The following is a 19570-nucleotide window of genomic DNA, read 5'->3' on the forward strand; positions in this document are numbered from 1 at the left end:
GTCGGCTGATCGGCAAGGTTTCCTCGCTGCTGCGGGGGTGATCCGGTCGGCAGTTGGAATGAGCGGTCCCCGCTTGCGGGACTAAGCTGCGGAAGGACAGGGAGGGGACCGACCCCTAACTGCCTGACCGCTCTGAGGAGCGATTAACGATGTTCGAGAGGTTCACCGACCGCGCGCGGCGGGTTGTCGTCCTGGCTCAGGAAGAAGCCCGGATGCTCAACCACAACTACATCGGCACCGAACACATTCTCCTGGGCCTTATCCACGAGGGTGAGGGTGTCGCCGCTAAGGCCCTGGAGAGCCTCGGGATTTCGCTCGAGGCGGTCCGCCAGCAGGTGGAGGAGATCATCGGTCAGGGCCAGCAGGCCCCGTCCGGCCACATCCCCTTCACGCCCCGAGCCAAGAAGGTCCTGGAGCTGTCGCTCCGCGAGGCCCTCCAGCTCGGCCACAACTACATCGGCACCGAGCACATCCTGCTCGGCCTGATCCGCGAGGGCGAAGGCGTCGCCGCGCAGGTCCTGGTGAAGCTGGGTGCCGACCTCAACCGGGTGCGGCAGCAGGTCATCCAGCTGCTCTCCGGTTACTCCACCGGCAAGGAGACCGCCACCGCCGGCGGCCCCGCCGAGGGCACTCCCTCCACCTCCCTGGTGCTGGACCAGTTCGGCCGCAACCTCACGCAGGCCGCCCGCGAATCCAAGCTCGACCCGGTCATCGGGCGCGAGAAGGAGATCGAGCGGGTCATGCAGGTGCTGTCCCGCCGGACCAAGAACAACCCGGTCCTCATCGGTGAGCCCGGCGTCGGCAAGACGGCCGTCGTCGAGGGCCTGGCCCAGGCGATCGTCAAGGGCGAGGTGCCCGAGACCCTCAAGGACAAGCACCTCTACACCCTGGACCTCGGCGCCCTGGTGGCCGGCTCCCGGTACCGCGGTGACTTCGAGGAGCGCCTGAAGAAGGTCCTCAAGGAGATCCGCACCCGCGGCGACATCATCCTGTTCATCGACGAGCTCCACACCCTCGTGGGTGCGGGTGCCGCCGAGGGCGCGATCGACGCCGCGAGCATCCTGAAGCCGATGCTGGCCCGCGGTGAGCTCCAGACCATCGGTGCGACCACGCTCGACGAGTACCGCAAGCACCTGGAGAAGGACGCGGCCCTCGAGCGCCGCTTCCAGCCCATCCAGGTCGCGGAGCCGTCGCTGCCGCACACCATCGAGATCCTCAAGGGCCTGCGCGACCGTTACGAGGCCCACCACCGGGTCTCCATCACGGACGAGGCGCTGGTCCAGGCCGCCACCCTGGCCGACCGGTACATCTCGGACCGCTTCCTCCCGGACAAGGCGATCGACCTGATCGACGAGGCCGGCTCCCGGATGCGCATCCGCCGGATGACCGCGCCGCCGGACCTCCGCGAGTTCGACGAGAAGATCGCGGGCGTCCGCCGCGACAAGGAGTCGGCCATCGACTCCCAGGACTTCGAGAAGGCGGCTTCCCTCCGCGACAAGGAGAAGCAGCTGCTGGCGGCGAAGACCAAGCGCGAGAAGGAATGGAAGGCCGGCGACATGGACGTCGTCGCCGAGGTCGACGGTGAGCTCATCGCCGAAGTCCTGGCGACCGCCACCGGCATTCCGGTCTTCAAGCTGACGGAGGAGGAGTCCTCCCGTCTGCTGCGCATGGAGGACGAGCTCCACAAGCGCGTCATCGGCCAGAAGGACGCCATCAAGGCCCTTTCGCAGGCGATCCGCCGTACGCGGGCCGGCCTGAAGGACCCGAAGCGCCCCGGTGGCTCGTTCATCTTCGCCGGTCCGTCCGGTGTCGGTAAGACCGAGCTCTCCAAGACGCTCGCCGAATTCCTCTTCGGCGACGAGGACGCGCTGATCTCCCTCGACATGTCGGAGTTCAGCGAGAAGCACACGGTTTCCCGCCTCTTCGGTTCGCCCCCCGGCTACGTGGGCTACGAAGAGGGCGGCCAGCTCACCGAGAAGGTGCGCCGCAAGCCGTTCTCCGTCGTCCTCTTCGACGAGGTCGAGAAGGCCCACCCCGATATCTTCAATTCCCTGCTCCAGATTCTGGAAGACGGTCGCCTGACCGACTCCCAGGGCCGGGTCGTGGACTTCAAGAACACGGTCATCATCATGACGACCAACCTCGGGACCCGGGACATCTCGAAGGGCTTCAACCTGGGCTTCGCCGCCCAGGGCGACGTCAAGACGAACTACGACCGGATGAAGGTCAAGGTCAACGAAGAGCTCAAGCAGCACTTCCGGCCCGAGTTCCTGAACCGTGTCGACGACACCGTCGTCTTCCACCAGCTCAGCCAGGAAGACATCATCCAGATCGTCGACCTCATGGTCGCCAAGGTGGATGAGCGTCTCAAGGACCGTGACATGGGCATCGAGCTCAGCACGGACGCGAAGAACCTGCTCGCGAAGAAGGGTTACGACCCCGTGATGGGCGCCCGGCCGCTGCGCCGGACGATCCAGCGCGAGATCGAGGACATCCTCTCGGAGAAGATCCTCTTCGGCGAGCTGCGCCCCGGCCACATCGTGGTCGTCGGCACGGAGGGCGAAGGCGACGAGAAGAAGTTCACCTTCCGGGGCGAGGAGAAGTCGGCTCTGCCCGACGTCCCGCCGATCGAGTCGGCCGCCGGCGGCGCCGGCCCGAACATGACGAAGGACGCGTCGTAGTTCCAGGCGTGAGCACGTGAGCTGAAGGGGCTGCCCCGGACCGGTATCGGTCCGGGGCAGTTTCTTTGTGCGGAAGGCATGGAGGTCAGAAGGGGCTCTGGACGGACAGGCGGTCGCCCAGCTCCTCGGCGCCGAGGAGCTGCCCGCCGGCTGCCAGCCAGACCACCTTCACGTGCAGCTCGGGCTGCTCGTGCAGGGGTGTCAGGTCGATCCGGGTTTCCGTGTGGCAGGTCAGCGTGAGGGACCGAAGGGACGGAAACAGGCCGGGGAGCGGCCTCAGGTCGGTACCAGGGCCCGTGTCGACCCCGAAGGAGAGTTTGACGACGCCTGTGACCGGCTCCTCGCGTCCCGGCCACGGCTCGGCGCGGGGTCGGGTCACCTCGACCTCGGTGAGGCTCGGGGCGGTGCGGAGCGCGGCCACCAGCGAGGTCAGCGAGGCCACCGTGGGCAACCGCAAGGACTGGAGCGAGGACCACCCCCGGAGATCGCCCAGTTCCATCGCACCACTTCGTAGCAGGGCCAGATGCCGGAGGTGGGGGATGGGCGGGAGGTCGCTCAGGCGTCCTGCCGGGGAGCGGAGTTCCAGCGCGCTCAGACTCGCCACGTCCCGCAGAGCGGCGAGCCGGTCCCAAGAGAGGTGGCTGACGTCGAGGTTGACCTCCTGGAGGGCGGGCCATTCCCCGAGCGGGGAGAGATCGGTGGCCCCGGGACATCCGTCGACCGTGAGATGCCTGAGGTTTTCGCCGTTGCGCAGCGTCGAGAGGTCGCGGAGCAGTGGGTTCCCGAGGTGGCCCAGGTTCCCGGGAGCGGCTTCGGACAGTCCGCGCCGCAGGTCGGCGTCGGTGAAGGGGCCGCCGAGGGTGACGCCGACCCAGCGCCCGAGAGGGCCGAGATGGGGCAGTGCCGTCAACTCGGCAGGGGAGCGGACGGTCAGGAACGCTCCGCCGAGATCTCCCTTGCCCAGCACGTCCTTCGCGAACTCCTCGGTGGGAAATCTCGTCCAGCGGGAGGCCAGCAGGCGGGCTGCCCCCGGGGAGGCCGCCACCCAGTCACGGGCGTACGACAGGGCCTCCGGTCCGCCGACCTCGCCGAGCAGCTGCGCGATGCATTCGTTGCCGATGACGTCGGACCGGATGGCGGAGGGCCTCGGCAGGTAGGTCAGCGCAGCAGGACCGAGGGACCCGAGTAGTTTCACCGTCGAGGCCAGGCGGGGCGGGTAGAGCCCTGCGAGCGCGGTACGCACTCTGCCCCACGTCCCCTCGTCCAGCAGCGTGGCGTGCTGGGCGCAGAGGGCGGCCAGCACACGGGTCTTCGGGGCGAGTTCGGGATCGAAGGCGAGGGTGCCGGGGGCGTACTTCTCCGCCCGGTCCAGCAGGCCGTTGATCAGCTCGCCGATTGCGCGCCTGCCGCAGTGGCCCGCCGCCAGTTCGATCACGTCCGCCCACGACTCGTCCTCGGCACACCGGAGCAGTTCGTTGATCTGATCCGACTCGACGAACTCCGCGGCCGCCAGGTAGTCCTGGAATGTGCGGTGGGTGAACTGGTAGAGGTCTTCGGTGCGTTCCTGGAGAAGGCCGCTGCGGTTGAGCAGGTGGGTCAGGATCGCGTCGGTCGTCCCCTGTTTCCGCACCCGCTCCATGCTCGCCAGCGCCCGGTCCAGCTGGCGCAGAGCCTGCTCGCGGGAGAACTCCGTCTGGCCCTCGCGCACCAGCCAGATCGCGATCCGCTGGAGGAGCAGCGCCTGCTCCTCCACCTCCATCGTGATGCCCTCAGGGCCTCCGATACCCCGCCGCTGGTCCCGGTTGCCCAGGAGCATGTCGAGTGAGGACCGGTAGAGCTTCCACCGGGTGTTCGGGAGGAAGCCCTCCTGCCGGCGGTGCAGGGCACAGATCACCGCGCACAGCAGGGGTGTACGCGCCAGGTCGCTCAGCGTGCGGTTGGTGCGGAATTGCCTGGCGAGGTCGTGTTCCAGCTCACGCAGGCGCTGATGGTCGTCGTCGTCCAGTCGTGCGGCCTTGTGCCAGGCCGCCACGAACGCCTGGATGTCCTCGTTCCGCAGGGGCAGCAGCCGCAGCTCCTCGAAGCCCTCGGCGGCCAGCCAGTCCGGTTCGACGGCGAGCGGGCGGACGGTGGCCACGCAACGGGTCTCCGGGAAGCGGGTGAGGAGGCTGGAGAGCCAGGTGTACGCCTCCTCCCGCTCCCCGGGCGGTACCTCGTCCAGCCCGTCCACCAGAAGGAGTCCACGGCCCGACTCCAGCACGCGCCCGGCCCAGCCGTCCGGCGCGGTGTCCACCGTGAGCCGGGCGGCCCCCGGGAGGCCCGAGGGGGCGGGCAACGGCTCGTTGCGGGCCCGGAGCGTGCGCAGCGGGACGACGAAGGGGACGAGGCCGTCGAGGGCCGCCAGCCGGGGCGGCAGCGTTCTTGCGACGGCATGGGCGGCCAGCCACCACAGCAGTGTGGTCTTACCTGCCCCCGCGTCGCCCCGGAGCAGTACCCGGGGGCGGTCGGTCAGCAGATCGTCGATGCGGCGGGGAGTGGGCCGGGCGACGGGGGGACGGACCCCTCTGTCCGTCCACCGCCCGCCCGTCTCCGCCTCCAGGCTCAGATAGGCGGTGTCCAGGTCCCACTCGGAGTCGCGGCGGCCCAGCTCGTCCAGGCCGAAGATCTTGGTGCGGCGATAGGCGGCGCCGAGGGCGTCCGCGTACTCCTCCTCGTACCGGAGGTCGGCCGAGTAGGTGCCGTGCACCTGTTCCGTACGGGGCTGTGACCCGGTGGTCTGCTCGTACGCCTGGCGGAAGCCCGCCGACTCCAGCACGGGGCGCAGCGAGACGCACTCCACCCGTCGTCCGTCGCGGCGGGGCGGTATCTGGCGGGCGAGGCCGAGGAGGACCGCCCCGGCGAAGACCGGACCGCCGGAGAGGCCGCCCAGCAGGGCCTCGCCGTCCTTGTCGGTGACCGGGGGCGGGCTGTCCAGATCGCAGGCCAGGAGGTTGCGGAGGAGGCCTGCCATGGGCACCACGGTGGCCGTGTACTGGTCGGCCTCCAGATGGCGCTCGGAGCCGTACCGCTGGATCTCGGGGAAGCCGGTGATCTCGCAGCCGGGGAGGGCCTGGGCAGAGGCGAGCACGCCGAGGCGCACCGGCGGGACGGGCGGCAGCTGACCGTCGGCCAGCAGGAGCGCCGCGTCCTGTTCGGCGTCCACCCAGAGGACGCGGCAGGTCACGGTTTCCGGCAGGTCCGGGTGCGCGACCGACGCGCTCGCCTCGCCTCCGAGGACGTGCGCGCAGGTCAGCACCAGCTGGTCCGTGAGGAGCACCCCGCTGCCTTGGCGGGCGGACTGGACGACGACCGTGCGGTCCGTGGGGCGTACGGGGCGGGGACGGGTGTTCACTCGCCGCCGCGTCCCCGTCCGAAGTGGGCGGTGCTGCCGCCGGGGGCGTCGTTGCCGATCTCCAGCGGGCCGGAGCCGTCGGCCTTGCGGGGGCTCAGGGTGAAGGCGACCTTGTGCGTGGTGCCGGTGGTGCGGGAGGCGTCGGCGCCTCCCTCCACCACCCACGCCTTGACCTTGCCGCCCGCCTTGGCCTCCTTGCGGAGCTCGACGGTGAACTCCATCTGGATGTCGCCCACGCCGAAGACGACGGGGCGGCCGGTGGCACGGGCCGCGGCCTCGATGAGCTGGTCGCGGACCGATTCGACGGCGTCGGCCAGTTCGATCCGGTCCAGGGCGTGGGTTTCGTCGGTACTCATGGCAGTCCCCCGAAGCCGCCTGCTCGGCGGCTCTATGAACGTGGCGTGCCGAAGGTCCCAAAGCGGACATCCCTTGGTCCCACCGGCGGTGACAAGGCGCACAGGCCGTTTCGAGCCTACTAGTGGGGTTCGTAGTGGTGCTCGGAATCGCCGGAAGGTCTTTGGTCCCGGGGGTGGCCGGGACCAAAGGAAGGCGGAACGATCTGCCGGGATTCTGGGGCCATATCCGGTTCGGACCGCTTCCACCTGCGGTTTCGCGTCTCCGGTCGAGGGCTTTCCGGGCTTCGCGCGGCCTCTCCGACGGGACGTCCCGCGCCCGATTCCCGGTGTCCGGTCTACGGCTTTCCCTCGTAGATGGGGTACTTGAGCATCCCTCCAGGGCGGGTTACCAAGGTGGAGCAAGCCCGGACAAACGCTCGGGTTTCACCCCCGGACAGAACGACCGGGGAGCCCCCCATCTTCGGAGGACTTACTCGTATGTCGAAGCGCGTTACGACCCCCACCCGCCCGTCCACCTCTCGTGTCCGCGGCGCTGTCCTGGCCGCCGGTCTGGGAGCGTCGATGGTTCTGGGTGCTGGCGCGGCGTTCGCCTCCGGCACCACGGGCACCGTCGCCCTCACCAGTGCCACCACCGCCGACGCGGTCGCCAAGCAGGCTTCCGCCCAGAGCAAGGCCGCTGTGGACGCCAAGAAGTCCGCCGCGGAGCAGGCCGACAACGCCAAGAAGGTCGCTGCCGCCAAGCAGGCCGCCGCGAAGAAGAACGCCGCCTCGTGGCAGGTCCCGGTGAAGCACTACACCCTGAGTGCCACCTACGGCACCGGTGGCGACCGCTGGGCGCACAAGCACTCCGGCCAGGACTTCGCGGTGCCGATCGGTACCCCGGTCCACGCGGCCCACACCGGTACGGTCGTCAAGGCCGGCCCGAACGGTGGCGGCGACGGCCCCGCGTACGGCAACGCCATCGTGATCAAGCACGCCAACGGCAAGTACACGCAGTACGCGCACCTGTCGAAGATCGACGTCCGTATCGGCCAGACCGTGAAGACCGGCCAGGAGATCGGTCTCTCCGGCAACACCGGTAACTCCAGCGGCCCGCACCTGCACTTCGAGGTCCGGACCACGGCCAACTACGGCTCGGCGATCAACCCGGTCAACTTCCTGCGGACCGTCAACGTGTCCGTCTGACCGAACGGGATCGCGCCCAGCGCTGAGCACGGCTGATCCACGAAGCCCCCGGGACCGAACGAGAAGTTCAGTCCCGGGGGCTTCGCCGTGCCCGGAGGGCTACAAGGTCCCGGCCGGGCCGGATCAGGTCAGCGGCAGCCGGTAGAGGCCGTTCGACAGGGGCTCCACCAGCCCGTCGGCCACCAGGCCGTCCAGGGCGCGGGCGCGCTGCACCGGCTCGTCCCACACCGCGTCCAGGGCGGCCTGCGAGACCGGGGCGACGGAGTCGCGGAGCACCGCGAGGAGCCGGCCGCGCACCTGCCGGTCCGTACCGGCGTACGTCTGGCCCCGGCGGGCCGGGCCCTGGTGCGCGGGCTTCCCGGCGAGCAGCCAGGCGCACTGCGAGGCGATCGGGCAGCGCGAGCAGTCCTCGTTCTTCGCGGTGCACACCAGCGCGCCGAGTTCCATCGTCGCCGCCGCCCAGGCCGCGGCCCGGCCGTCCTCCTCGGGGAGCAGCGCGCGGGCGAGCTTCCGTTCGGCGGCGGTGGTCGCGTTCGGCGGGTACTGGATGCCGGTGGCCGCCCGCGCGAACACCCGGCGGACGTTGGTGTCGAGCACCGCGTGCCGCTGTCCGTACGCGAACGAGGCGACGGCCGCCGCCGTGTACTCGCCGATCCCGGGCAGCGCCAGCAGCTGGGCGTGCTCACTCGGCACGTCTCCGCCGTGGCGTTCCGTTATGGCCTGGGCGGCGCCGTGCAGGCGCAGGGCGCGGCGCGGGTAGCCGAGCCGGCCCCAGGCGCGGACCGCCTCGCCCGGCGCCTCGGCGGCCAGGTCGGCCGGGCGTGGCCAGCGGGCCAGCCACTGCTCGTACACCGGGAGGACCCGGTTCACCGGGGTCTGCTGGAGCATGAACTCGCTCACCATCACGCCCCAGGCGCCGGCCTCGGGGCGGCGCCAGGGCAGATCGCGGGCGTGCTGCTCGAACCACCCGATGACGGGGGTGTGGAGGAGGGAAGCGGGGGGCGTGTGTGTCGAAGTCGTGGCAGTCATCGCACCTACGATCCTGGCACGGAAGCCCCGGCGACGGTCACGGGCACGGGGGTGTCGCCCACGTGCGAGAGCCTCTGGGCGAACAACGCCACCCGTTCTGTCCCCTCTGTCCCGCTATCATCCTTCTTGCCCGGCGCATACGGTGTGAAGCGGGCGCGCATCAGGTGGTCAACAGCCCCCTGCGGAATGATGATCCGCAAAAGTTGACCATCGGAGCGGCGGGTGGGGCGGGAGTTGGGCACGATCTCTCGTACAGTTTGCGACGTGGGATCTCTGCGCAAACCGGTCGGCCCGCTTCCCTCCAGCATCTACTGGCGACGGAGGGTGGTAGCGGCGATTCTGGTTGCGCTGCTCGCGGCGCTGCTCGCCTGGGTCTTCCTGCCCGGCACGGGTCACAAGAAGAGCGCGCCCGACGCCAAGCCCGGCAGCTCCGAGCCCGCGCGTTCGATCACACCCGGCCCCTCCGACTCCGGGCCGGCGATCAGTCAACAGCCCGGCGGGCGACACGAGTCGGGTGGTGGCGACAGCGACGGCGCGTCCTCCGACGGTTCGACGGACGGCGCGAACGGCGACGACGCGACCACGAGCCCCTCGCCCGGCGCGGACGCCTCCGCGGACGCGGCCTCGGGCGGCACCGCCCCGGCCGCCGGTACGAAGGGGATCCAGGTCCCCGCGAACTCCGCGCTCCCCGACTGCCGCCCCGCCGCCGTGCAGTTGAGCGTGCGGACCAAGGTGACGTACGGCCCCGAGGAAACCCCGAAGTTCGAGCTGATCGCGAAGAACACGTCCACCGGCGACTGCAAGGCCGACCTCGGTCCGAAGACCGTGGTGCTCACCGTCACGGACGCCAGCGGTGACGACGACGACCAGGTCTGGTCCTCGAAGGACTGCCCGGCCGCGTCCGGCAGCCTCTACTTCAAGGTCCCGGCCGGGCAGACGGTGATCCGCACGATCGACTGGAACCGCGCCAGGAGCACCCCGGGCTGCGCGACCCCGCGGACCGGCAAGGCGGCCCCGGGTACGTACCTCCTGGAGGCCGAGGCCCCGGGCGAGCCGCTGCAGCGCGCGTCCTTCGTGCTCGCCAAGGACTGACGCCCCGGGCCCCGGGCCCGCATCCGTGCGGGCCCGCGCCGGCCGTCAGACGTACCGCTCCAGGATCGAGGACTCGGCGAGCCGGGAGAGGCCCTCGCGGACGCTGCGCGCCCGCGCCTCGCCGACGCCGTCCACGGTCTGCAGGTCGTCCACGCTCGCCGCGAGCAGCTTCTGCAGTCCGCCGAAGTGCTCCACCAGCCGCTCCATGATCGCGCCGGGCAGCCGCGGCACCTTCGCCAGCAGCCGGAAACCGCGCGGGGACACGGCCGAGTCGAGCGTCTCGGGCGAACCGCTGTACCCCAGCGACCGTGCCACCACGGCGAGTTCGAGCAGCTCGGGGTGGCTCAGCGCGTCCAGCTCGGTCAGCGCCTCCGCGACCGTGCGCGAACGCTTCGCCGTCGGCTCGGGGACGTAGTCGCGGACGACGAGCTCCCGCTCCGGCTCCACGCCCGCGATCAGCTCGTCCAGCTGGAGCGCCAACAGGCGTCCGTCGGTGCCGAGCTCGACCACGTACTCCGCGATCTCCGTCGCGATCCGGCGCACCATCTCCAGCCGCTGCGCGACGGCCGTCACGTCCCGGACCGTCACCAGGTCCTCGATCTCCAGCGCGGAGAGCGTGCCGGCGACCTCGTCGAGGCGGAGCTTGTACCGCTCCAGCGTGGCGAGGGCCTGGTTGGCGCGGGACAGGATCGCCGAGGACTCCTCCAGTACCCGGCGCTCGCCGTCGACGTACAGCGCGATCAGGCGCATCGACTGGGAGACCGAGACGACCGGGAAACCGCACGACTTGGAGACGCGGTCGGCCGTGCGGTGACGGGTTCCGGTCTCCTCGGTGGGGATCGAGGCGTCCGGGACGAGCTGGACGCCCGCCCGCAGGATCTTGGTGATGTCCTTGTCGAGGATGAGCGCGCCGTCGAGCTTGCACAGCTCGCGCAGACGGGTCGCGGCGAACTCGACGTTCATCACGAAACCGCCGGTGCACATCGACTCGACGGTCTTGTCCATGCCGAGGACGATCAGCCCTCCGGTGTTCCCCCGCAGAATGCGCTCCAGCCCGTCACGCAGGGCCGTTCCGGGCGCGACCGCGCTCAGCGAAGCGCGCATCAGCGCTTCGTTACCGGTGCCTTGGCCGGACTTTCCGGGCGATGATGCCCGGTCGTTGGCTGCCACTGCACTCCTCCGGTCACAGGTTTGCGGTGCCCTTGCGTCCCTCGTGCCGCGCGTGCGAGCGGGCGAGACCAGGGCAAAGTCTACCGGCGCGCGCCGTCCTCCCGTGGTGCCTCCGAACGAGAGCGGCGCGGCAGCACCCTGAGAGCATCGCCCATGTCGGCGACTTCTGTGACCTTCATACCGGCGGGGACCTTCCCCGGATCGCCCGGGACCAGCGCGTGCGTGAACCCGAGGCGGTGCGCCTCGGCCAGCCGGCGCTGCACCCCGGTGACCCGCCGCACCTCTCCGGCGAGGCCCACCTCACCGATGGCGACCAGGTTCTTCGGGAGGGGGGTGTCGCTCGCGGCGCTCGCCAGCGCCAGCGCGATCGCCAGGTCGGCGGCGGGCTCGGTGAGCTTCACCCCGCCCACCGTCGCGCTGTAGATGTCCCGCTTGCCCAGCGCGCTGATCCGGCCCCGCTGCTCCAGCACCGCCAGCATCATGGAGACCCGCGAGGTCTCCAGACCCGAGGTGGTGCGGCGGGGCGACGGGATCTGCGAGTCGACCGTGAGCGCCTGCACCTCCGCGACCAGCGGCCGCTTGCCCTCCAGGGTGACGGTCAGACAGGTGCCGGGCACCGGCTCGTCGCGACGCGTCAGGAAGAGACCGGACGGATCGGCGAGGCCGGTGATCCCCTCGTCGTGCAGCTCGAAGCAGCCGACCTCGTCGGTCGCGCCGTAACGGTTCTTGACACCACGCACCAGCCGCAGCCGCGCGTGCCGGTCGCCCTCGAAGGAGAGCACCACGTCGACCAGGTGCTCCAGCAGCCGGGGCCCGGCGATGGCACCGTCCTTGGTGACGTGACCCACCAGCAGCGTCGCCATGCCCCGGTCCTTGGACGCGCGGATGAGTGCCCCGGCGACCTCGCGGACCTGCGCCATGCCGCCCGGCGCTCCGTCGATCTCCGGCGACGCGACCGTCTGTACCGAGTCCAGCACCAGCAGGGACGGCTTGACCGCGTCGAGGTGGCCGAGCACGGCCGAGAGGTCGGTCTCCGCCGCGAGGTAGAGGTGGTCGTTGATCGCCCTGATCCGGTCCGCGCGCATCCGGACCTGGCTCGCGGACTCCTCGGCCGTGACGTAGAGGGTGCGGTGCTCCTCACTGGCGGCCTTCGCGGCCACGTCGAGCAGCAGGGTCGACTTGCCGACACCCGGCTCCCCGGCCAGCAGCACCACGGCGCCCGGTACGAGCCCGCCGCCCAGCACCCGGTCCAGCTCGCCGACCCCGGTCGAGCGGGCGGTCGCCTGGCGGCTGTCCACCTGGCCGATGGGCAGCGCGGCGGTGGAGACCCGGCCGGCCGCGGTGGTGCGCACGGCGGGCGCGCCGCCGAACTCCTCGACGGTGCCCCAGGCCTGGCACTCCGGGCAGCGGCCGAGCCACTTGGCGGTCGTCCAGCCGCACTCCGTGCAGCGGTAGGACGGACGGTCCTTCGTGGACTTCGTACGGGCAACCATGGCGTCACCGTATAGCCCGGCTACGACAATGGGGGTTCCGGAAGGCCGCGGGCGACCGCGGCCCCATCGTGGGAGGGGACCGCATGACCAGCAACACCACACCGTTCGACGAGGCCGAGCGCCTGAAGTGGGCGGGCCTGGCCGACGCCTACGCCGCGAGCTTCGCCCGGCTCTGCGCCCGTACCGTGCCCGACCTGCTGGACGCGGCGGGGGTGAGCGGGGGCACCCGTGTCCTGGACGTGGGCACCGGCACCGGGGCGGTGGCCGTGGCCGCGTGTACCAGGGGCGCGGTGGTCACGGCCGTGGACGCGGAACCGGACATGGTGAAGAGCGCCACCGAGGCGGCCCCGGCGGCCGACGTGCGCGTCGCGCTCCTGCCCGAGCTGCCCTTCGCGGACGGCGAGTTCGACGCGGTGGCCGCCAACTTCGTCCTCAACCACGTCGGGCGCCCCCGCAAGGCGCTCGCCGAACTGCGCCGGGTGACCCGCCCCGGCGGGCGGATAGCCGTCACCATCTGGGGCGCAGACGCCGGGACCGGCCAGCGGCTGCTGGGCCGGGCGGTCGCCGCCGCCGGAGCCCTCCGCCCGCCGGAGGTGCCCCCGCTCGCCCCCGAGGAGGCGTTCGAGCAGACCCCCGAAGGCCTCGCCGCGCTGCTGGCGGGAGCCGGACTGGCGGACGTCTCCTGCACGGCCCTCGCCTGGGACCACCGGGCCACGGCCGACGAGTGGTGGAGCGGGGCCGCGTCCGGGGTGGCGACGATCGGCCGCATCGTCACCGCCCAGACGCCCGCCACGGTGGCGGAGATCAAGCGCCACTACGAGGAGTTCAGCGCGGAGTTCGCGCTCCCGGGCGGCGAGGACGAGAAGCCGCTGGCGCTCCCGCACCGCGCACTGCTGGCGTCCGGCCGGGTGCTGTAGGGCCCGACGCGGCACGGGCGGTCTCCGGCGGCCTGCGCGCTTTCGGGACGGGTGGGCCTCTCGGCACGCGCCCGTCCCGGCAGGTCGGGACCCGTGGGGAGTAGGCAGTGTTTTGCTACGGCATTTTACTACGGCGCACGCAACGGAATCGGGGGTTCCTGTCCCGTTTCGAGCGGTACGTTCACCCATAGGGATTAAATGTCCGGAAGGGGCGCTAAAGGTGCCTCCTCCTCTGCTTACCGTCGCACGGTGACGAGCAGCAGGCTGGAGCCCCCCACGCACACCACCGGCGCACACCGATCGCACCGTCGCGCCCCCCACCTCCCGGCGCAGCGACCGCCCGCACGTTACGAGCCGTACCTCGACGGCCTCTTCACCTACTGCCTCTCCGTGCTCTGCGACCACGAGGCGGCCACGGAGGCGCTGGGAGCCGTCCTCGCTGTCGCGGAACGCCAGGACGGCCGGTGCCCCACGGGTCAGGAGGAACGTAAATCCTGGCTGTACGCGCTGGCCAGGTGGATGTGCCTGCGGGTGCTCGCCGAGCGGAAGCGCGGGCGTCAGGCCCACCGCAGGACGCCCAGGGACTTCGGCCGCGGGGCGCGTGAGGAGCGCGGCGCCGTCCTCGCGGACGCCCTCGCCCTGGCCACCCCGCCACAGCCACCCGCCCCCGCCCCGGCAACAGCCCCCGCCCCGGCGCCCGTCACAGGCCGGGCCCCCACCCCGGCGGCCGCCCCCGCGACCGGACCAGCGACCGCCACCGGACCAGCGACCGCCACCGGCCCGGGCCCCGGCGGCCCCGGACGTCCGGCCGATCGGGGCGCGGAGGGGGCGCAGGGGGGTACGGGGGACACCGCCCGGCCTGCCCGCGCCACCCCCGAGGAGGCGACCGTTCCGCCCGAGGGGGAGAGCGCCGCGTCCGAGGCGCGCCGCCGCGAACTCGCCCAGCTGGCCTGGCCGGAGGCGGCCGGTACCACGCCCGAGCAGCGGGAGGCGCTCGAACTCTCCGTACGGCACGGGCTCACCCCCCGCGCCGTCGCCTCCGTGCTCGGACTCGACCCGGCCACCGCGCGGGAACTCCTCGCGGCGGCCGCCTGCGAGGTCGAGCGGACCCGGGCCGCGCTCGCCGTCGCCGAGGACGGCACCTGCTCCGCCGCCCGCAGCCTCACCGGCAACCGGCAGTCACTGCTCTCCGCCCCGCTGCGCCGTGAGCTCGTCCGCCACGTCGACGACTGCCCGCGCTGCCGGCGCGCCGCCGAACGCGCCGGAGCCGCCGGCCCCTGGCCCGGCGTGGCCGTCGCCCCCGCCGCGGGACTGCCCGTGGTGGAGGCGCCCCGGCCGTCGGTGCGGGTGGCGATGGCGCACGCCCAGCGTTCCCGCGCCGGTTCCCCGCGCTTCGACCGGACCGGCTACCCGCTCGACCCGAAGGACCACGCCGCCCGCCGCGACCGGCTGCGCGCCCGGGTCATGACGACGACGGTGGTGGCGACGGTCGTGGCGGCGCCGGTCATCGCGCTGTGGGCGGCGGCGTACCGGGGAGCGTCGGCCGGTGACGGCCACGAGGGGGCGTCGGCCGCCGCGACGGAGATGGACGCGGTCGGCGACTCGGCCGGAACCTTCTCGGACGCCAGGGGCGGCGACGACGGGCGGGGCGGGTACGACCGCCGCGGCAGGGACGGCGGCGGAGGCGGGGGCGGCGGCGGGCACGCCGAGGACGTCCGCGCCGGGGCCCGGGACGGCGCGACGGACGGGCCCGCCCCGGACGTCACCGCCGAGGTGATCAGTACGGGACCCGGCGCGCGCCGGGCAGGGGCGCTCACGGCCGTCGCCCGGACCGCCGGCGGTGTCACGTCCCTCCGGCTGACGGCCTCCCGGGGCGGGCCCGTCCTCTGGGCGGCCCGTACCGACGCCCGCTGGCTGCGGCTCAGCCGTTCCTCGGGCACGCTCGCGGCGGGGGAGAGCGTCACCGTGCACGTCCAGGTGGACCGGTCGCGGGAGCCGCGCCACCCCTGGCGTGCCCGGGTCGTCCTGGCGCCCGGGTCCCAGCACGTACGGATCGAGGGGCGCGGCCGCACCCCCGCGTTCACCGGCTTCCCGGCCGGACGGCCGCTGCACCCCGTGGCGCCCGCCGCCCCGCCCGGACCCGCCGCACCCGAGGCGTCCGAGCCCGTCCACGCGGCGTCGGCCAGGGTGACCCCCGAGCCGGCGGACTCCACGGCACCGCCACAGAGCCCGTCGCCGGGCCCGACCGGCTCCAGCGGTACGACCGGTACGCCCGGTACGACCGGTACGCCCGGCCCGTCGGCCACACCGGGCCCGACCGAACCGGCCCCGCCCGACCGGTCACCGGACCAGCCACCGCCCCATGCGCCGGACCCGTCCGCCCCGCCCGCCGGCACCGGCGAGCCGGCGCCGGCGGGGTGAGACGCGGGGCCCCTGGCCGCAGGTGCGGGGACCGCCGGGGTGGCAGGCGGGCCCCCGCCCTCACCCGCGCCCGCCCTCACCCGCGCACGCGGGAAGGCCGGAGCGGGACGCGCCCGGCCGCACCCCCGGCACGCGGGTACCGGCCTCAGGCCTTCGCCACCGGGTCCGCCGGGTGCGGGGCCATCGGCAGCAGCGAGGCGAGCCGCTGCTCGCAGAGCTCGACCAGCTTCTCGTACGCCTCCTTGCCCATCAGCTCGGTGAGCTCGGGGCGGTACGTCACGTAGACCGGGTCGCCCGCGCCGTGCGCGGAGGTGGCGGAGGTGCACCACCAGTGCAGGTCGTGACCGCCCGGGCCCCAGCCCCGGCGGTCGTACTCGCCGATGGAGATCTGGAGGACCCGGGTGTCGTCGGGGCGGTCGATCCAGTCGTACGTACGCCGGACCGGGAGCTGCCAGCAGACGTCCGGCTTGGTCTCCAGCGGCTCCTTGCCCTCCTTCAGGGCGAGGATGTGCAGCGAACAGCCCGCGCCACCGGCGAAGCCGGGACGGTTCTGGAAGATGCAGGAGCCCTTCCAGCGGCGCGTCTGGCGCTCACCGTCGTCGTCGACGCCGACCCACCCCGTCGAGGTGCCGACGTCGTGGAACTGCCACATCTCCGGGGTCAGCCGCTCGACGTGACCGGCCACCCGCTTCTCGTCGTCCTCGTCGGAGAAGTGGGCGCCCAGGGTGCAGCAGCCGTCGTCCGCGCGGCCCGCCTGGATGCCCTGGCAGCCGCTGCCGAAGATGCAGCTCCACCGGGAGGTCAGCCACGTCAGGTCACAGCGGAACACCTGCTCGTCGTCGGCGGGGTCCGGGAACTCCACCCACGCGCGGGGAAAATCGATGCCCTTCTCGTCGGACCGGTCCGGTCCGTTCTTTTCCGTCCGCTGACTCTCCTGATTCTGATCCTGATTGGTTCGAGGCTTCTTCGTCGCTTTGCCCGGCTTCGCCTTGTTCGTCTTTGACACGCGCCAAGAGTAAGTCCCTTTCGGCGTAGCGTTCCGGGTATGAGACTCGGAGTCCTCGACGTGGGGTCGAACACGGTTCATCTGCTGGTGATGGACGCCCATCCCGGCGCCCGTCCGCTGCCCGCGCACTCGCACAAGGTGGAGCTCCGCCTCGCCCAGCTGCTCGACGCGGACGGGGCGATCGGCCCCGAGGGCGTCGACCGGCTGGTCGCCACGGTGGCCTCGGCGGTCCAGGCCGCCGAGGACAAGGGGTGCGAGGAGGTGCTGGCGTTCGCCACCTCGGCGGTGCGCGACGCCACCAACGCCGACGACGTACTGGGCCGGGTGCGTGCCGAGACCGGCGTCGACCTCGCCGTCCTCAGCGGCGAGGAGGAGGCGCGGCTGACCTTCCTGGCCGCCCGCCGCTGGTTCGGCTGGTCGGCGGGGAAGCTCCTGCTGCTCGACATCGGCGGCGGCTCGCTGGAGATCGCCCTCGGGCTGGACGAGGAGCCCGCGGCGGCCGTGTCGCTGCCGCTCGGCGCGGGCCGCCTCACCGCCGCCTGGCTGCCCGGCGACCCCGCCCGTCCGGCCGGTGCGGCCGAGGTGCGCGAGCTGCGCCGGTACGTACGCGCCAGGATCGCCAGCACCGTCGGGGACTTCAGCCGCCACGGCAGGCCCGACCGCGTGGTCGCCACCTCGAAGACCTTCAAGCAGCTCGCCCGGATAGCCGGGGCGGCCCGCTCCACGGAGGGGCTGTACACCCAGCGGACGCTCTCCGCGGCCGCCCTGGAGGAGTGGGTCCCCAAGCTGGCGATGATGACCGCCGAGGAATGCGGCCACCTCCCCGGCGTCTCCCCCGGCCGGGCGGGCCAGCTGCTCGCCGGTGCGCTCGTGGCCGAGGGCACGATGGACCTCTTCGGGATCACCGAGCTGGAGATCTGCCCCTGGGCGCTCCGCGAGGGCGTCATCCTGCGCCGCCTCGACCACCTCCCGGCGGAGCGGATCGCGCTGAGCTGACGGACCCGCCACGGCGGGACCGGCCACGGCGGGACCGGCCGCGGCGGGGCGGCTGTGGGGAGGGCGGCCACGGACCGCCGTCGGTAGCCCCGCGGCCCCGTATCCGTCCACGGCCGTCGGCATCGTCCACGGCCCCCGTATCCGTCCACCGCCGTCGGCATCGTCCACGGCCCCCGTATCCGTCCACGGCCGTCGGCATCGTCCACGGCCCCCGTGCCCGTCCGCTGCCGCCGGCATCCGTCCACGGGCTCGCATGCGCCCGCGGCCGTCCACGGCTGCTCATGGCCCTTCTCACTTTCTCTCCCGCCCTCTCGGCGGCGCGCCGCCGGGCCCGTACGCTGTCCAGGTGGCAGATCCAGCGGTGCGCATCCCCGATGCGAAGGTCGCCCTGTCGACGGCCTCGGTCTATCCGGAGTCGACGGCGACGGCCTTCGAGATCGCCGCGCGCCTGGGGTACGACGGTGTCGAGGTCATGGTGTGGACCGATCCGGTCAGCCAGGACATCGAGGCGCTGCGCCGCCTCTCCGACTACCACCAGGTTCCGATCCTCGCGGTGCACGCGCCCTGTCTGCTGATCACCCAGCGGGTCTGGTCCACGGATCCGTGGGTCAAGCTCCAGCGGGCCAGGTCCGCGGCCGAGCGGCTCGGCGCCTCCGCCGTCGTGGTCCACCCGCCGTTCCGGTGGCAGCGCCACTACGCCCGCGACTTCGTCGACGGGATCTGGCGGATGGCGAACGAGACCGACGTCCGGTTCGCCGTCGAGAACATGTACCCGTGGCGCTACCGGGACCGCGAGATGCTCGCGTACGCCCCCGACTGGGACGTCACCCACGACGACTACCGCCACTTCACGGTCGACCTCTCGCACACCTCCACGGCCCGCACGGACGGGCTCGCGATGGTCGACCGCATGGGCGACCGGCTCGCCCACGTCCACCTCGCGGACGGCAAGGGCTCCGGCAAGGACGAGCACCTGGTTCCCGGCCGGGGGGACCAGCCCTGCGCGGAGCTGCTGGAGCGGCTGGCGCGTACGGGCTTCGACGGGCACGTCGTCCTGGAGGTCAACACCCGCCGGGCCATGTCCTCCGCCGAACGCGAGGCGGACCTTGCCGAGGCGCTCGCCTTCACCCGGCTCCACCTCGCCTCGGCCAAGCGGACGCCCGGGCCGTGACCTCGCGTTCCACCCCGGCCCGTCCCACCCCGCAGGAGCCCGCCGCTCCGCGTCGCCGGGGCCGTCCCCCGCGTGCCGCCGGTCAGGGCGGCCCGGACTCCAGGGCCCGCATCCTTGAGGCGGCCCGTACCGAGTTCGCCGAGCGCGGCTACGACAAGGCGTCGATGCGCGCCATCGCCCGCGCGGCCGGGGTCGACGCGGCGCTGGTCCACCACTACTTCGGGACGAAGGACGAGGTGTTCGCGGCGGCCGTGGAGCTCTCCTTCGAGCCCGCCCTGGTCATCCCGCAGATCCTGGGCGGTCCGGTCGAGGGGGTGGGCGAGCGGATGGCGCGCTACTTCATCTCCGTGTGGGAGAACCCGGTCAGCCGGGCGCCGCTGCTGGCCATCGTCCGTTCCGCGCTCACCCACGAGGCGGCGGCCGAGGTGCTGCGCACTTTCGTACTGGGCCGGCTGCTGGAGCGGATCGCGGCGGAGCTGCACGTACCCGACCCGACCTTCCGCGCCGAGGTGGCCGCCTCGCACATGATCGGCATCGCCATGCTGCGGTACGTCGTACGGACCGAGCCGCTCGCCTCGGCGGACCCGGAGCGGATCGTCGCCCTCGTGGCGCCCAGCATCCAGCGCTATCTCGCCGAGGACGGCCCGTACGGATGACCGGCG

The 19570-nt window shown here is 72.5% G+C and carries 14 protein-coding genes; 8 read left to right on the forward strand and 6 right to left on the reverse strand.

Going from position 1 to position 19570, the window contains the following annotated elements:
* Positions 1-149 precede the first annotated feature (149 nt).
* The gene (locus tag OHA55_RS17630; RefSeq protein WP_266707403.1) at positions 150-2681 is read left to right on the forward strand and encodes an ATP-dependent Clp protease ATP-binding subunit; all 2532 of its coding nucleotides are present in this window, start codon (positions 150-152) and stop codon (positions 2679-2681) included.
* A gap of 85 nt (positions 2682-2766) precedes the next feature.
* Here the strand turns inward: OHA55_RS17630 and OHA55_RS17635 are convergent, their stop codons facing one another.
* Entirely contained in the window at positions 2767-6072 is a 3306-nt protein-coding gene (locus tag OHA55_RS17635) for a serine protease (protein ID WP_266707405.1), read from the reverse strand.
* Positions 6069-6428: a trypco2 family protein gene (locus OHA55_RS17640; RefSeq protein ID WP_266707407.1), complete on the reverse strand. Its 360-nt coding sequence runs from the start codon at positions 6426-6428 to the stop codon at positions 6069-6071. The genes OHA55_RS17635 and OHA55_RS17640 overlap by 4 nt, the downstream gene beginning before the upstream one ends.
* A 477-nt stretch (positions 6429-6905) precedes the next feature.
* Between OHA55_RS17640 and OHA55_RS17645 the strand changes: the two genes are divergently transcribed.
* Positions 6906-7613 (forward strand): M23 family metallopeptidase, encoded by a 708-nt coding sequence (locus tag OHA55_RS17645; protein WP_266707409.1) that lies wholly within the window; start codon positions 6906-6908, stop codon positions 7611-7613.
* Between the two features lie 123 nt (positions 7614-7736).
* On the opposite strand, the gene OHA55_RS17650 is transcribed toward OHA55_RS17645, so the two are convergent.
* Positions 7737-8642, reverse strand: a complete 906-nt coding sequence (locus OHA55_RS17650) for an A/G-specific adenine glycosylase (protein WP_266707411.1) — start codon at positions 8640-8642, stop codon at positions 7737-7739.
* 264 nt (positions 8643-8906) lie between these two features.
* On the opposite strand from OHA55_RS17650, the gene OHA55_RS17655 reads away from it, so the two are divergent.
* Entirely contained in the window at positions 8907-9734 is an 828-nt protein-coding gene (locus OHA55_RS17655; protein ID WP_266707413.1) for a hypothetical protein, read from the forward strand.
* A 45-nt stretch (positions 9735-9779) separates the two neighbouring features.
* Here OHA55_RS17655 and disA read toward each other — a convergent pair whose 3' ends face one another.
* Entirely contained in the window at positions 9780-10904 is a 1125-nt protein-coding gene (gene disA / locus OHA55_RS17660; RefSeq protein WP_266707415.1) for a DNA integrity scanning diadenylate cyclase DisA, read from the reverse strand.
* An 80-nt stretch (positions 10905-10984) separates the two neighbouring features.
* Positions 10985-12397, reverse strand: a complete 1413-nt coding sequence (gene radA / locus OHA55_RS17665) for a DNA repair protein RadA (RefSeq protein ID WP_266707417.1) — start codon at positions 12395-12397, stop codon at positions 10985-10987.
* Positions 12398-12480: 83 nt separating this feature from the next.
* Between radA and OHA55_RS17670 the strand changes: the two genes are divergently transcribed.
* Complete coding sequence (locus tag OHA55_RS17670) at positions 12481-13314, forward strand: class I SAM-dependent methyltransferase (RefSeq protein ID WP_266707419.1); 834 nt, start codon at positions 12481-12483, stop codon at positions 13312-13314.
* 198 nt (positions 13315-13512) lie between these two features.
* Positions 13513-15735, forward strand: a complete 2223-nt coding sequence (locus tag OHA55_RS17675) for a hypothetical protein (protein ID WP_266707421.1) — start codon at positions 13513-13515, stop codon at positions 15733-15735.
* Between the two features lie 145 nt (positions 15736-15880).
* On the opposite strand, the gene OHA55_RS17680 is transcribed toward OHA55_RS17675, so the two are convergent.
* The gene (locus OHA55_RS17680; protein ID WP_266707422.1) at positions 15881-16741 is read right to left on the reverse strand and encodes a hypothetical protein; all 861 of its coding nucleotides are present in this window, start codon (positions 16739-16741) and stop codon (positions 15881-15883) included.
* A gap of 39 nt (positions 16742-16780) precedes the next feature.
* Here OHA55_RS17680 and OHA55_RS17685 point away from each other — a divergent pair, with 39 nt between their 5' ends.
* From OHA55_RS17685 to OHA55_RS17695, 3 genes are all read left to right on the forward strand, one after another.
* Positions 16781-17737, forward strand: coding sequence for a Ppx/GppA phosphatase family protein (locus OHA55_RS17685; RefSeq protein ID WP_266707423.1), 957 nt, complete (start codon positions 16781-16783; stop codon positions 17735-17737).
* Between the two features lie 346 nt (positions 17738-18083).
* On the forward strand, positions 18084-18908 hold the full coding sequence (locus tag OHA55_RS17690; protein WP_266707425.1) for a sugar phosphate isomerase/epimerase: 825 nt from the start codon (positions 18084-18086) through the stop codon (positions 18906-18908).
* Positions 18905-19564 (forward strand): TetR family transcriptional regulator, encoded by a 660-nt coding sequence (locus tag OHA55_RS17695; protein WP_266707427.1) that lies wholly within the window; start codon positions 18905-18907, stop codon positions 19562-19564. The genes OHA55_RS17690 and OHA55_RS17695 overlap by 4 nt, the downstream gene beginning before the upstream one ends.
* Positions 19565-19570: the final 6 nt, after the last annotated feature.

It is taken from the genome of Streptomyces sp. NBC_00102 (genome assembly GCF_026343115.1).
Taxonomy (GTDB): domain Bacteria; phylum Actinomycetota; class Actinomycetes; order Streptomycetales; family Streptomycetaceae; genus Streptomyces.